The following is a 13,655-nucleotide window of genomic DNA, read 5'->3' as shown; positions in this document are numbered from 1 at the left end:
TCCCCGGGAGTTGGGACTATCTAGAGAAAGTAGGCGTATATAGTCAGCCGATCAACTAACACCGCGGCCTGGAGGACGACATGGCCATCCCAGACCTCATGCCGCATCCTGTGGCAGCCAAGTACGCCGTCCTAGTGGATGTCGGTTATCTGTACGCGGCGGCGGGTGAAGTGCTGCTCGGCGCGAAGGAGCGCAAGGAATATCGGGTGGCCGCCGATGAGCTCATCCAAAGTCTACAGAAACATGCAGAGGAACGTATTTCTGGCGAACTTCTGCGGATCTATTGGTATGACGCAGCTCGTGATCGCGTGCCCACCGTCGACCAACGTGTGATCGCCCAGCTTCCGTGGGTCAAGGTGCGCCTCGGCAACCTGAACGCCCGTGGCCAGCAGAAAGGCGTTGACGCGCAGATCCGGAGCGATCTGGAGGCGCTGGCCAGGCATCATGCGGTCACCGACACGATCCTGCTGGCGGGCGATGAGGACATGGTTCCGGCGGTCGAGGCGGCACAGGCGTACGGCGTGCGCATCCACCTGTGGGGCGTCGAACCGCCGTACGGCACCAACCAGGCGGAGCGCCTGGTGTGGGAGTCCGACACCGTCGAAGTGATCAGTGCAGATTTCCTGAGGCCCTTTTTCAGCCGTGCTCCGCAGCCCGTGCCCGTCACACCACCCAGCACCGCGCCTTCGCCCGCGCAGGTCTTCGCCGGGCGCACGCCCGTCAAGCCGCACGCCAAGCCCGGCCAGGTGGCCAAGCTCGGCCCCAGCCGGCCGCGCGTGGAGGATGTGGGCGAGCACGTCGCACAGAAGTGGATTTTGACGCGTGGCCGCGACAACATCCGCGACCTGCTGCCCGGGCCGATCCTGCCGACCGTGATCGACACCGAGTTGCTGATCGAGGCGGAGAAGGAGCTGGGCCACTCGCTGCGGCCGTACCCGGAGGCGCGGGTGTGGCTGCGTGACGGGTTCTGGGCTCGGGTGTACCGCGAGTTCGACCTGGGGGTGGGCGTCTCGTCGAAGTAGCGGCATGAGGAGCGAAGCCCGGGCCCTGTGACGGCGGCTGTGACCTGGGGTGTCACGGCCTGGTCCGATTTCCGCCAGTCGTCTCCCTTGAGCAGGGCGTACGGTCGGAGACATGGCCCTTCAAGAGCTCGACTTCGACTCCTGCTACCGGGCCGTCTCCGCCAGGGACCCCCGGTTCGACGGCCGTTTCTACACGGCGGTGACGACCACGCGCATCTACTGCCGCCCGATCTGCCCGGCTCGTACGCCGTCGTGGCGGAACGTGCGCTTCTACCGTCACGCGGCCTCGGCCGAGGCGGCCGGGTTCCGGCCGTGCAAGCGCTGCCGGCCCGAGCTGTCGCCCGGCGACCCCGGCTGGGACCTGCGCGGCGACCTGGTCGGGCGCGCGCTGCGGCTCATCGACGACGGCGCCGCCGACGAGCAGGGCGTGGCCGGGCTCGCCAGGCGGCTGCACATCACCGAACGCCACCTGCACCGGCTCTTCGTCGCCGAGCTCGGCGTCGGGCCGCTCGCGGTGGCGCGCACCAAGCGGCTTCTGCTGGCCAAGCAGTTGCTGACGGAGACGTCGCTGCCGATCACGGAGGTGGCGTTCGCGGCCGGGTTCGGCAGCGTGCGGCAGTTCAACGCGACCATGCGGGAGACGTACGGGTTCACGCCCAGCGAGCTCCGCGCCACGGCCGGGCCGCGCGCCGCCGCCATCGCCTCCGCGCCCGCCGCCCAGACCGGCGCCACGCTCAGGTTGCGGCTGCACCGGCGGCATCCGTACGACGCGGACGGCGTCTTCTCATTCCTCGCCGCACGCGCCATACCGGGGCTTGAGGTGGCGGATCGGACGTCGTACCGCAGAGCCGTACCGGGCGGGACGATCACCCTCACCCCGCGCCCCGACCACATCGCGCTGGACGTGGCCGTCGAGGACACCCGGCAGCTCGCCAGGATCGTCGCCCGCTGCCGCCGCCTGCTCGACCTCGACGCCGACCCGCAGGCCATCGCGGACGTCCTCGGCGGCACCTCGCTCGCCCCGCTGGTCGCGGCGCGGCCTGGGCTGCGGGTGCCGGGCACGTTCGACGGGTTCGAGCTGGCCGTGCGCGCGGTCGTGGGGCAGCAGATCTCGGTGGCGGGGGCGCGTACGCTGCTCGGCCGCATCGTGGCCAGGGCCGGCGCGCCCGGCGGCCTCTTCCCCACCCCCGCCCGGCTCCTGGAGGCCGACCTGAGCGGGCTCGGCCTGACGGGCCGCCGCATCGACACCCTTAAGGACCTGGCCGCCCGGCTCGTCGACGGGCGGCTCGACCTGGACGGCGGGCAGGATCCCGCACAGGCCGTGGCGGAGTTGCTGGAGGTGCGCGGCATCGGGCCGTGGACCGCCGGCTACATCGCGCTGCGCGCGCTGCGCGACCCCGACGCGTGGCCCACGGGCGACCTGGTGCTGGTCAAGCGCATGGCCGCCCTGGGCATTCCGAACGATCACATCGAGCGGTGGCGCCCGTGGCGGGCGTACGCCGCGCTGCATCTCTGGAGTTCATCATGATCGCTGCACAGCTCGTACCCTCGCCGGTGGGCCCGCTGGCGCTGCTCGCCCGCGAAGGCGTGCTGGTCGCGGCCGGATTCACCGCCGAGCCCAAGGACATGTTCGCCCGGCTCACGCCCGCTCTGCAGGCGGAGGGCCTGGAGATCGTGGACGACCTCGGGGCACCCGCGGAGGCCGCCCGGGCGTACCTCGCCGGGGAGCTGGACGCGCTGGACGGCGTACAGGTCTGGCAGCCCGGCACGCCCACCCGCAAGCGGCTGCACGCGGCACTGCGGGAGGTCAAGGCCGGGACCACCGTCACGTACGCCGAACTGGCCGAACGCGCGGGCCTGCCGCGCACCGCCGCCCGCGCGGCGGGCTCGGCCTGCGCCCAGAACCTGATCGCGCCGTTCGTACCGTGCCATCGGATTTTGCCCAGCACCGGAGGATATGGCGGATATCTCTACGGCGTTTCGGTAAAAGAATGGCTTCTTGCTCACGAACGTGGAGCTATCGTCGATCGAGCGTAAACGCGAGGTCACTTTCAGTAATGTCACCGGCATGGTGTCATTCGAACATGAGTACCTCCTCGAATTAGTGCGCTCCCGCCCTTCTCTGGTCACCACGCTGATGGCCGAGGTCGGCGTTCACGTACCCGCTTTCGACGAGGCCACGCTGGGCACGTGCGACCTCAGCGATCGCCGGCCCACGGAATATCGGGCCGACGCGGTCGTCATCCTCAAGGCGAAGGGAAAACCGGTACGCGCGGTCATCCTGGAAGTTCAACGAAAACCCGACAAACGTAAGAAGTGGTCCTGGCCGGTCTACATATCGACACTACGGGCAATACGGAAATGCCCTGTCGTACTCCTCGTGTTCTGCGAGGACCGCGCGACCGCCCAGGACTGCGCACTCCCCATCGACATGGGCCACCCCGGCTGGATCCTGAAACCCGTCGTCGCAGGCCCGTCGAACATCCCCAAGATCACGGATATCGACCGAGCGCTCACCGACCCAGAACTCACCGCGCTCTCGACCATCGTGTACGGCAACCCCGACACGCCCGACGGGATGGAGGTACTCAGAACCTTCGCCCATGCCACAGCCAGGCGCCCGAAAGACCAGCCGAGCTATGCTGAGCTGGTATTCATGCTGCTCCCCGAGTTCGACTTCGCCCAACTATTCAAGGAGGCCGGCGTGGTGGTATCCGCCAAGGACGTTATAGACCACCCCTATGTCCGCGAATGGGTAGAACTAGGCAAAACCATGGGCAAAGCTGAAGGCGAGGCCGTCGGCAAGGCCGAAGCCCTCCTCAGCGTGCTCCACCAACGCGGAATCGACCTCCCCCACGAAGCCCAACAACGCATCCGCTCCTGCACCAACCAGGACACCCTCGACAACTGGCTCAACAAAGCACTAAAAATCCACAACGCCAACGAACTCTTCGACTAACAACGCCAGGGGCCGGCCGGTGTGCAATCCGGCCATCCCCTGGCGCAGTCAAGTACTACAACTCTCAGAGAGGCCGGCGTGGTGGTATCCGCCAAGGACGTTATCGACCACCCCTATGTCCGCGAATGGGTGGAACTAGGCAAAACCATGGGCAAAGCTGAAGGCGAGGCCGACAATGGCGGGAGCCCGATGGGTCGGCGGGGCCGGCATTCGGCCCGACCTCTGCGGCGGGCCCGGTGGCCGTCATGCGGAGGCGAGGCGGCGGGACTGGAGGCCGGCGGCGCCCGCCACCGTGAGGCCCACGAGGCCGAGCAGGGCGGCCGTCCACGCGGGGGCCGTGTAGCCGAGGCCGGCGTCGATGCTCAGGCCGGCGGCGAAGGAGCCGATCGCGTTCCCCAGGTTGAAGGCGCCGATGTTGGCCGCCGAGGCGAGCGTCGGCGCGCCCGCGGCGGCGTCCAGCACCCGGGTCTGCAGCGGCGGGACGGTCGCGAACGCGGCCACCCCAAACAGCGTGATGGCGATGATGAACGTCACCTGGTCGGCCGCCACGAGCGCGACCGCCACGGCGAGGACCGTGAGCAGGCCGACAGAGCCGTAGATGCTGGGCATGACGGCGCGGTCGGCCATCCTGCCGCCGATCAGGTTGCCGGCCACCAGGCCCACGCCGAACAGCGCCATTACCAGCGGCACTGCGCCGGGCGAGAAGCCGCCCACGCCCGTCATCATCGGGGCGATGAAGGTGATGACGGCGAAGACCGGGGCGAAGCCGAAGACGGTCATCGCCAGCGCCAGCCAGACCCCGCCGGAGCGGAACGTCGCCAGCTCGCGCAGCACTCCCCCGTCGGGGCGCGGGCGGCGCGGCACGAGCGCGAGCACGCCGGCCAGCCCGGCCACACCGATCACCACCACGACCCAGAACGTGGCCCGCCAGCCGTACGACTGACCGATCCACGTGCCGAGCGGCACGCCCAGGACGTTCGCGAGCGTGAGGCCGGTGAACATCAGGGCGATGGCGCTGGCCCGCTTGCGCGGCTCCACCAGGTCGGCGGCCACCACCGAGCCGACGCCGAAGTACGCCCCGTGCGCGAAGGCCGACAGGAACCGGCCGACCATGAGCACCGCGTACGTGGGCGCCAGGGCCGACAGCGCGTTCCCGACGATGAACAGCACCATCAACGACAGCAGCATCGTCTTACGCGACAGCCGCGCGCCGAGCATGGTCAGCGGCGGCCCGCCGACGGCGACGCCCAGCGCGTATCCGGACACGAGCAGCCCGGCGGCCGGGATCGTCACCCCGAAGTCGGACGCCACATCGGGCAGCAGTCCGTTGATGATGAACTCGGTGGTGCCGATGCCAAAGGCGCTGATCGCAAGGGCGAACAGGGCGAGAGGCATACAATACTCCTCAGAAGACGTTAGTGAGCGTGAGCATTATTTGCACACGCCGACTAACTGACAATACAAGCATGTCGAGGAGACTGTCACGTGGCCCTCGCCGATGACGCCGTGGAGGCGCGCGCCCACGGCTGGCGCACGCTCGCGGCGCTGCACGCCAAAATCGAAGAGCGGCTGGAGAAGGCGCTCCAGAAGAACCACGGGCTGAGCGTGAGCGAATACACCGTGCTGGACGTCCTGGCCAGGCAGGACGGCTGGCACATGCGCATGCAGCAGCTCGCCAGGGCCGTGGTGCTCAGCCAGAGCGCCACGACCCGGCTGGTGACACGCTTGGAGAAGCGCGAGCTGCTGCGGCGCTACCTGTGCGAGGACGACCGGCGCGGCATCTACTCCGAGGTGACGCAGGCCGGCTTCGACCTGCTCGGCCAGGCACGCCCCACGCACGACGCGGTGCTGAAGGAGGTGCTCGACGAGGCCGCGGAGCTGCCCGAGCTGGCCCCGCTCGTCGCGGTGATCAGGGCTTGACGTTGCTCTGGATCTCGCCGACCGGGACGTCCCGGCTGGTGCTGACCTCGACGGGGTCGAACTGCACCGGCACCGTGTTGCCCTCCACCTCGACCGGCCACACGGTGGAGACCGTCAGCGTGTACTTCTCGCCCGGCTGATCGATCGACGAGCGCAGGTAGCGCACGCCGCACGAGAACTCGCCGCCCTGGGTGAACGGCTTGCCCGAGGCTCCGCAGCCCGTCTCGGTCACCTCGGCGCGGTCGTCCGACGTGCCGGGGTCGATCTTGATCTCCTTCAGCGTGGCGACGAGGGTCACGCTCATGATGCCGGGGATGGACGCCGTGACGGTGCGGCGCGGCTCGCCGATGCCTTCGAGCCACACCCAGGTGGGCAGGTTGACGTAGCTCTTGGCGTCGGGGCTCAGCTTGATCGTGCCCTTGGGGACGGTCAGCGCGGCCCGCGCGATCTCGGCGAGCTGCTCGACCGTGATGCCCGACGGCGGGGTGGTGTTCGGCGGGACGAAGATGAAGCGTTCGAGGCTCGCCCAGCAGGCCGCGCCGTTGGGGTCGGCCTTGTTGTAGGCGGGCACCCACCACAGCCCCTCCTGGCCCAGCTTGTCCTTGAACGGCTGGATGAACTCGCGGAAGCCGTCCGTGTCCGCCCGCGTCCTGTTGCCGCGCGGGTCGGAGATCTGCCGGAACATGTCCTCGGCGTTCGCGGCCGGCTCGTACCAGCAGGGCCGCTTGATCCGGAAGCCGTCGCCATCGCCGCCCTTGGATCCGGAGATCTTGATGGTCTCCGTGGAGAGGTCGACGAACCGGGTGCGCCCCTGGCCGCCGCCCCGGACGTCCACGTCGGGCTTGGGCGACGGGGCCGGGGACGGCGACTGCAAGCCGGTCACGAGGACGCCCGCCATCAGCGCGGAGATCAGGCTCTTCATCACGTGCACCGCCCTTGCTCCGTTTGGGAGGTCCTGATGCGCCACACCCCGTCGTCGGCGCGGTGCGCGAGCACGGTCTGGAAGTACGGCTTGCGCATCCAGTCGGGCTGACGCGCGATGGGCTTGCCGGTACTGGCGGAGACCACCGTGACGTCCGACTCGTCGACGCACGCGTTGACCTGGGCGCCCTTGCCGTCGAAGACGGCGGCGACCTCCACGTCGTAGAGGCGTGCGGTGCCGCGGATCGTCTCGCCCTGATCGGTGAAGCCGCGGATCCACTGGCTGGTGCTCGCCTGCGCCTCGAACTCCATGTTCTCGCCGTAGCCCGATTTGCCCTCCGCGATGGCCCTGCGGACGCCGACGTAGTAGTCGACCATGACCTTGTGCAGCGGATCCGGCTTCCGCGGCCAGTCGACCCTGATCCGCAGGCCGTCCCCCACTTTGATCGTCTGCGTCCCGGTCGGGACGGACTCCGGGGTCGCCGCGCTCTCAGGTTCCTCCGTCTCCGCTGATCCCGCCGGCTCGGATCGCGGCGGATCGGACTCCGGCTCCGTGGCCGCGGGACTCCGCTCAGGAGCGGGCGGTGCGGCCTCCTGAGGCCGGTACGGGGGATCCGCCGTACCGCACCCGGCCGCAAGCGTTAAGGCGAGCACAATCGCCGTACGTCTCATGCAGATGACTCCCTCACCACATGCATGCGCCACGTGGGCAGCAGCTCTTCGATCAATGCCTCTGTCTCGGGCGCCATCCCGCCGCCGTAGGGGTGGGATGCCGCCCGGCGCGTCAGGCCCTCGACGACGGCGCGCAGGCGCACGATGTCCTCGGTGGCGTGCGTGGCCCGCAGCAGGTCGCGCCAGAGGCTCTCGTCGTCGGGCGCGAGCAGCAGCGCCGCGCGTACGGCGGACACCGCCGCGTCCGGCCGGCCCTGGGCGAGCCGGATCTCACATAGCTGGTGCGCGGCGTCGGCGACGGCGGCCGTGACGTCGTACTCCAGGTCGTCCGCGGCGAGCCAGGCGTAGCCGCCGGGGCGGCGGCCGGCCAGCAGCGGGCCTCTGACCAGGCCGAGCGCCTTCTCCAGCAGCACGGCGCCGGTCGTGGGGTCGCCTTGCGCGCGGCGTACCAGCTCGCGGAACAACGCCCAGTCCGTACGCACCCCGGGCCCCAGGCTGAGCCGCCCGGCGGCGTCGGTGTGCAGATGCTCGGGGCCGAGCCATTCCGCGACCCTGGCGATGGTGGCGTCCCTGACGATGTCCTGCACGCCGCGCGGCCACAGCACACCGCCGAGCACCACCGGATGCACGCCGCCGACGTGCGTGGCCAGATAGACCAGCAGTTCGGCGGCCAGCCCCATGCGGCCCTCCTCCAGCGGAGGCAGGCCGACGACCTCGATGGGGCCGAGTATCCGCACCTCGATCTCGGGCTGCTGGAGCGCGTCCAGCGGCTCAGGCTCACTGACGGGCTCGCCGTCGAGCCGGTCGGCGGTGCGGAACAGGTCGATCAGGGCGCGGTAGTGGCGGCGCGGCAGGAGCTGGGCGTCCACCTCGAAGCCCAGCTCGGCGATCCTCGCCCGGCCGTCGTCGCCGATCTCCAGCGTCCAGGTGGCGTGCGGCACGTCGCCCGCCACCACGTAGCCCGCGGTGTCGCGGCGGGCCAGCAGCGCCAGCCTGCGCGCCTCCTCGTGGGTGGGCGCCACCGCGGACAGCAGGTAGTGGGCGCGGCGCGGGCTGCCGGTGATGCGCCCGGTGAGCACCTCCCTGCGCGGTGCGGCGTCGGCCTCCAGCTCGGGCAGCACCTCGGCGAGGCCGCCGACCGCCCTGATCCGGTCGGGCGCGATCGCGGTCAGCTCCTCGCCGAAGCCGACGAGCGTGATGCGCATGCGGTCGGACCAGCGGTTGGTGGCCAGCTCGACGGCGATGGCGGCGAGCGCGGCGGTGGTCTGCGCGCCGCGCACGTTGATCAGGCCCTGCGCGGCCTCCAGGTCGATGAGCACGCGCCCGCCGCCGTCGGTGCCGATCGACACCAGGCCCGGGTACGGCGCTCCGCCCGCCTGCGCCCTGTCCACCGGATCGGGCAGCAGGCGGCCCTCGTGCGCGGGCAGCCGCCAGACCTGGCCGCCGTCCACGGCCGTCCACGGCGCGGGCGGGTCGGGGTCCGGCGGGTGGATCCACAGGTCGAGGTTGCGGGGCGACAGGTGGGCGCCGTACACGGTGGGCGGGGTGCGGCGGCGCGCGGCCAGCTCGGCGCCCAGCATGCGCAGCCCGACGTCCAGGACACGGGCGCCGGGCGCGTCGCTGCCGATCCTGAGCGCGACCTCGGCCTGCGCGGCGTCGTCGCGCGGGCGGGCGATGCGGCGGCCGAACACCCGCCGCCAGAGCTGCCGGCGGCGCTTGCCCGCGAGCACGAACAGCAGGCCCGCGGCGGCCAGGGACGCGGCGGCGAGGTAGTCGATCAGCTCGCCGTCCTGGCGCTCCTGGATGACCGGCTGCTGCTCCTGCGGGTCGGGGCGCTCCTGCCGCTCCTGACGCTCCTGACGCTGCTCTCCGCGCTGGTCCTGGCGGCCCTGCCGATCCTGCCGGTCCTGGCGCTGCTCCTGGGCGTCGGGCTTGACGTGCTTGCCCCTCGGCACCTCCGCGCGGCCGGGATGCTCGCGCAGCGTCTGCTCGCGCGGCTGGTCGGCGGGGACGATGTGCACGTTGCGCGCGTCATCCGGCATGTCCAGCACCCAGCCCGGCCTGATCAGATCGGCGATCTTCAGCCGGGAGCCGTCGGGCTGCACCTTCGACTCATTGAGCCGGTAGATCTCGTGGTAGCGGCGGCCATCGCCCAGGCACTTCTCGGCGATCTCCCACAGGCTCTCGTGGTGGCGGCCGTGCGGGGGCTGCACCACGTACACCTTCTTGGTCTTGGGGGCCTCCAGCGTCTGCTCGACCAGCGGCGCCGAGTACGCGACCGCCGTCACCGGCGGCGCGGCCGGCGTGGGCGCCAGCTTGGCCAGCGGCGCCACCATCGCGCCCGCCGTGAACAGCAGCAGCGCGGCGGAGACGAGCTTGTTGGCGATGAACTGGGTGCCGCCGGAGAGCGGGACCCTGGCGGGCATGCCGACCCTGCGGACCCCGGCGTACACCTCGACGATCACGCACACGAAGAGCTGGAACCAGGCCAGCCAGACCAGCAGCACCAGCACCGCGATGATCGTGCTCGGGCCGACGCTGCCGGTCAGCACCTCGAGGTCGAGCAGCTCGGGCCTGATCGGCGGCCCGACGAAGGTGAGCAGCGCGTACGGCACGCCGCCCACCAGCCCCACCAGCACGACCAGCGCGGCGAGGCCGGTCAGCACGTCACCGGCGCTGCGCCTGCCCCTGGCGCGCGCGGTTGCGCGGGCCGGGACACGCCGTCCGTGGTGACGCGCAGGCTCTCGCGTCGGCATCGCCTCTCCTTTCCCCGGGTTCAGGGTCGTGCCTGTGCCGTCCCCGCATCCATCGACCGGCGGGTTTCGGTCTATCTCGCTTCGGCTATCTCGCTTCGGGTGCGGCGCTGGCCTCGCCGGTCATCTCGGCGCCGGAGAAGCCGATCGCGCCGAGGAAGAACGCCTCCCACCGGACCGACACGGTGACCGTCACCTGTGCCTGGCCATCGACCGTGCACTCGCCGAAGCGGACGTCGCCGCCGCCCTGCGCCGCGGTGATCTCCTCGGCCCGCGCGCACACCTGGTCCTCGCCGAGCAGCCGGGTCTCGCCGGTCTGCCTGAGGTGATCGACGTCGAGCCGGTCGGCGGCGGCCCGCGCGGCCTGCTCGGCCACGTCGGCGGCGCGCAGCCGGGCGTTGATCGCCGAGCCGCCGTCCACCAGCAGCCCGGCCAGCAGGAACACGACGACGGAGAACAGCACGGTGAACACCGACATCGAGCCGCGCTCTCCCCGCTTCACTCGATCCTCCTGAACTGCTCCAGGGGCACCACGGCCGTGCCCGTGAGCTGCTTGGTGCCGCCGAAGCCGAGAAAGGCGAGATCCAGCTCGCACGTCACCTCGGCCTGGACGTGCCCGCCCTGCTCCCACTGCGAGCCGTCGAGCGAGACGGCGGAGGATCGGCAGCGGTCGTCGAGCACGCCGGCGAGGATCGCCTCGGCGGCGGATTCCGCGTCGTCGAACGTGCGCTGCACGGACGCGGCCCTGGCGGCGTCGCGCGCCGCCCCGTTGACCCGGCCCTGCGCCTCGACCAGCACTCCGGCGCCGGCCAGGAACATGAGGAACAGCAAGAAGACCGGGGCCAGCATGACGGTCTCCACCGCCATCGAGCCGCGCTCCGCGTTCCCGGCCCGGACGGCGGTCATTGGCAGTCCTCGCCGCCGTTGTCGGGACGGAAGCACTCCACGGGACCCCCCGAGGTGGCGGTGATCGTGAAGGCCAGCTCCGGCAGCAGCGGGATCACCTGGACGGCGCTGCCGGTCACGGTGACGAACCGCTCGTCGGGCTCCTTCTCGGACGCCGTGGCCGTGGCCTCGCGCAGCAGGCTGGGCCCGACCGTACGGACGATCTCGGTGGCCTTGCCGGTGGCCGCGCCCTCCCAGCCGCCGGAGTCGAACGGCGCGGACCTGGCCACGCGGGCTCCCTCCCTGGCCGCCGCCTCGGCCACCTGCCGGGCGTGGAACCAGAGGGCGACCTGCACGATGAGCAGCACGGTCGCGAGGATGATCGGCATGAGCATGGCCAGCTCGATCACCGTCGCGCCGCGCTCATCGCGTCGCGGCCGGGCTCTCACGGGGCGTTGTCACCTCCGTTGCCGCCACCACCGCCGAAGCTCTGCTCGATCTGGGCCTGCTGGTTCTCGACCAGCGTCTTGATCAAGGTGGCCAGGCCGAGCGCGACGCCGGCGATGATGGCTGTGATGATCACCCATTCGACGGCGGACGCGCCGCGGGTGGGCGCGGTACGGGCGCGATGGACGCGTACGCCGAGGTACGCGGTGAGATAGACGATCCACGGATGGTGGCGCATCAGACCCCCAACATCTTCATAGCGGCGGGAAAACTGAGAAAGATCACAAAACCTGCGCAGAGCAGGAGCTGGGCCACGAGCATCGATTGCGAGCGCTCGCCCGCCCGGCCCTCGATCTCGGCCAGCTCGCGGCGGCGCAGCGTGGCGGCCCTGGCCGTGAGCGAGGCGCGCACCTTGGCGCCGTCGTCGGCGACCAGGCCGAGCGCCGCCGACAGGTCGCGCAGCTCGTCGACGTTGATCTCCTCGCCGAGCTGGCCGAGCGCCTGCCACGGGGTGATGCCGACGATGCGCGCGCCGCTGAGGGCGTCGCGGATGCGGGCCATCGCCCAGTTGGGCTGCTCGCCGCTGACCGAGACGGCCATCATCAGCGCCTCGGGAACGCCCCGGCCGCCGGCCAGGTTCATGGAGACGAGGTCGAGGAACGCTCCGACGACGTGGCGGAAGTCGCGCCGCTTGGCCGCCGCGTCCCGCTTGACCTGTAGGTCCGGCAGGAAGAAGAAGACCGCGGCCACCAGCAGCGCGGCCCAGAACGGGATGGCGAGCGAGGTGCCCCACTCCATCAGCACGAGCCAGGCCAGCAGCAGCGGGAACGCGAGCAGGCCACTGGCCGCGAGCAGCGCCTTGGTGGCGAGGAACGCCTCCCACGAGCGGCCGAGCAGCGCCAGGTCGGCCTTGACCGACCTGACCTCCCAGCCGCGCGCGGCGTACAGGGCGGCCAGCCGGGCGCCGAGCCCGCGCCGGAACGCGCTGACCTGCTCATCGGGCAGCACGAGCTGGATGCGCGGGCCGCCGGACTCCTCGCGTACGGCGTCCAGCGCGAGCAGCCGCGCCACCAGGCCGGGCCGGGCCGGGAAGAGCGCCCTGAACAGCACGAACAGGCCGAGCCCGAGCACCGCTCCGGCGAGCGCGCCCTCAACCACGGCCACCTCCTCCTCCTGGGGCTCCGGCCGGCGCCGCCGCTGAGGGGGCCGCCGGGGCGCCGTTCTGCCGGCCCGCCTGCGCGCCGCCCATCAGCAGGCGGGTGGGCTTGTCGAACCTGGCCAGCCGCCGCATCCACGCGAACCCGGCGCCGAACAGCAGGGCCACGACCACCAGGACGGCCTGGCCGAGGAAGCTCCGGTACTCGGCGACGTAGTCGGGGTTGAACAGCACGAGCAGCCCGGCGAAGACGAGCGCGGTGATCACCACGATCTGCACGCTGCGCCGGGTGGAGCGGCGCTCGGCCTCGACGCGGCGGCGCATGTCGAGCTCCTCGCGGGCCGAGACGGCCAGCGCGCTGAGCACGTCGCGCAGGCCGGGGCCGCGCAGCTTGGAGTTGAGGATGAGTGCGGCCACGACGAGGTCGGCCGAGGGGTCGTCGAGGTCGTCGGCGAAGCGGGCGAGCGCCTCAGGCAGCGCCATCCTCGTGTGCAGCCGGTCGATCAGGGCGCGCAGCGGCGCCCTGAGCGAGGGCGCGGCGGCCCTGATGGACGACGGGATGGCCTGTTCGAGTCCGGCGGCGCCGGCGATGGTGTCGCGCAGCGACTCGGTCCAGGCGGCCAGCCCTTCGAGGCGGCGCATGGCGGCGCGCTCCTCGGCGGCGCCGCCGGCCAGGCCGCGCCAGGCGAAGACGAGCAGCACCGTGCCGACGGCGGCGACCGGCCACTGGGTGACGACCAGGACGAGCGCGGCGGCGACGGCGGCCACGGCGGCGCGGGTGGTCAGCATCTTGACCACGTGGCGCTTGGGCTGGGACGGGCGCGGGCGCACGCCGTACAGGGCGACGATGAACAGGAACACACCGCCGCCCACCACGGCGCCGGCGAGCAGCGCCAGCGGGTCGATCGTGAAGGGCATGC

At 71.3% G+C, this 13,655-nt stretch carries 15 protein-coding genes; 5 read left to right on the top strand and 10 right to left on the bottom strand.

Annotated features, from left to right (window positions below; all coding sequences use genetic code 11):
• Positions 1–80: 80 nt before the first annotated feature.
• The 4 genes from AB0K67_RS16655 (at position 81) to AB0K67_RS16640 (ending at position 3,981) form a co-directional block, all read left to right on the top strand.
• Positions 81–1,022, top strand: a complete 942-nt coding sequence (locus AB0K67_RS16655) for an NYN domain-containing protein (protein WP_364059970.1) — start codon at positions 81–83, stop codon at positions 1,020–1,022.
• Between the two features lie 112 nt (positions 1,023–1,134).
• Entirely contained in the window at positions 1,135–2,550 is a 1,416-nt protein-coding gene (locus AB0K67_RS16650; RefSeq protein WP_364059967.1) for a DNA-3-methyladenine glycosylase 2 family protein, read from the top strand.
• Positions 2,508–3,059 carry a methylated-DNA--[protein]-cysteine S-methyltransferase gene (locus tag AB0K67_RS16645; RefSeq protein ID WP_364059964.1) on the top strand — a complete coding sequence of 184 codons (552 nt, stop codon included), beginning with the start codon at positions 2,508–2,510 and terminating at the stop codon, positions 3,057–3,059. The genes AB0K67_RS16650 and AB0K67_RS16645 overlap by 43 nt, the downstream gene beginning before the upstream one ends.
• On the top strand, positions 3,022–3,981 hold the full coding sequence (locus tag AB0K67_RS16640; protein ID WP_364059961.1) for a hypothetical protein: 960 nt from the start codon (positions 3,022–3,024) through the stop codon (positions 3,979–3,981). Before AB0K67_RS16645 ends, AB0K67_RS16640 begins: the two co-directional genes overlap by 38 nt.
• Before the next feature lie 243 nt (positions 3,982–4,224).
• Here the strand turns inward: AB0K67_RS16640 and AB0K67_RS16635 are convergent, their stop codons facing one another.
• Positions 4,225–5,376 carry an MFS transporter gene (locus AB0K67_RS16635; protein WP_364059958.1) on the bottom strand — a complete coding sequence of 384 codons (1,152 nt, stop codon included), beginning with the start codon at positions 5,374–5,376 and terminating at the stop codon, positions 4,225–4,227.
• 90 nt (positions 5,377–5,466) lie between these two features.
• Here AB0K67_RS16635 and AB0K67_RS16630 point away from each other — a divergent pair, with 90 nt between their 5' ends.
• A complete protein-coding gene (locus tag AB0K67_RS16630) occupies positions 5,467–5,901 on the top strand; it encodes a MarR family transcriptional regulator (protein WP_364059955.1) in 435 nt (144 codons plus the stop codon).
• Here AB0K67_RS16630 and AB0K67_RS16625 read toward each other — a convergent pair.
• The 9 genes from AB0K67_RS16625 to AB0K67_RS16585 form a co-directional block, all read right to left on the bottom strand.
• A complete protein-coding gene (locus tag AB0K67_RS16625; protein WP_364061350.1) occupies positions 5,891–6,823 on the bottom strand; it encodes a hypothetical protein in 933 nt (310 codons plus the stop codon). The two genes, AB0K67_RS16630 and AB0K67_RS16625, sit on opposite strands and share 11 nt — an antisense overlap.
• Positions 6,823–7,263, bottom strand: a complete 441-nt coding sequence (locus AB0K67_RS16620) for a hypothetical protein (protein ID WP_364059952.1) — start codon at positions 7,261–7,263, stop codon at positions 6,823–6,825. The genes AB0K67_RS16625 and AB0K67_RS16620 overlap by 1 nt, the downstream gene beginning before the upstream one ends.
• A gap of 227 nt (positions 7,264–7,490) precedes the next feature.
• Positions 7,491–10,250 carry a BTAD domain-containing putative transcriptional regulator gene (locus AB0K67_RS16615; RefSeq protein WP_364059949.1) on the bottom strand — a complete coding sequence of 920 codons (2,760 nt, stop codon included), beginning with the start codon at positions 10,248–10,250 and terminating at the stop codon, positions 7,491–7,493.
• Between the two features lie 85 nt (positions 10,251–10,335).
• Positions 10,336–10,749, bottom strand: a complete 414-nt coding sequence (locus tag AB0K67_RS16610) for a pilus assembly protein TadG-related protein (RefSeq protein ID WP_364059946.1) — start codon at positions 10,747–10,749, stop codon at positions 10,336–10,338.
• Positions 10,746–11,153, bottom strand: a complete 408-nt coding sequence (locus AB0K67_RS16605) for a TadE/TadG family type IV pilus assembly protein (protein WP_364059943.1) — start codon at positions 11,151–11,153, stop codon at positions 10,746–10,748. The genes AB0K67_RS16610 and AB0K67_RS16605 overlap by 4 nt, the downstream gene beginning before the upstream one ends.
• Complete coding sequence (locus AB0K67_RS16600) at positions 11,150–11,581, bottom strand: TadE family protein (RefSeq protein WP_364059940.1); 432 nt, start codon at positions 11,579–11,581, stop codon at positions 11,150–11,152. The genes AB0K67_RS16605 and AB0K67_RS16600 overlap by 4 nt, the downstream gene beginning before the upstream one ends.
• Complete coding sequence (locus tag AB0K67_RS16595) at positions 11,578–11,817, bottom strand: hypothetical protein (protein WP_364059937.1); 240 nt, start codon at positions 11,815–11,817, stop codon at positions 11,578–11,580. The genes AB0K67_RS16600 and AB0K67_RS16595 overlap by 4 nt, the downstream gene beginning before the upstream one ends.
• Positions 11,817–12,743 (bottom strand): type II secretion system protein, encoded by a 927-nt coding sequence (locus AB0K67_RS16590; RefSeq protein WP_364059934.1) that lies wholly within the window; start codon positions 12,741–12,743, stop codon positions 11,817–11,819. The genes AB0K67_RS16595 and AB0K67_RS16590 overlap by 1 nt, the downstream gene beginning before the upstream one ends.
• Positions 12,730–13,653, bottom strand: a complete 924-nt coding sequence (locus tag AB0K67_RS16585; RefSeq protein ID WP_364059931.1) for a type II secretion system F family protein — start codon at positions 13,651–13,653, stop codon at positions 12,730–12,732. The genes AB0K67_RS16590 and AB0K67_RS16585 overlap by 14 nt, the downstream gene beginning before the upstream one ends.
• Between the last annotated feature and the right edge of the window lie 2 nt (positions 13,654–13,655).

It is taken from the genome of Nonomuraea sp. NPDC052634 (assembly GCF_040678535.1).
GTDB lineage: Bacteria > Actinomycetota > Actinomycetes > Streptosporangiales > Streptosporangiaceae > Nonomuraea > Nonomuraea fastidiosa.
Note: the sequence above shows the minus strand (reverse complement) of the source record. Positions and strands in the feature narration are given on the sequence as shown.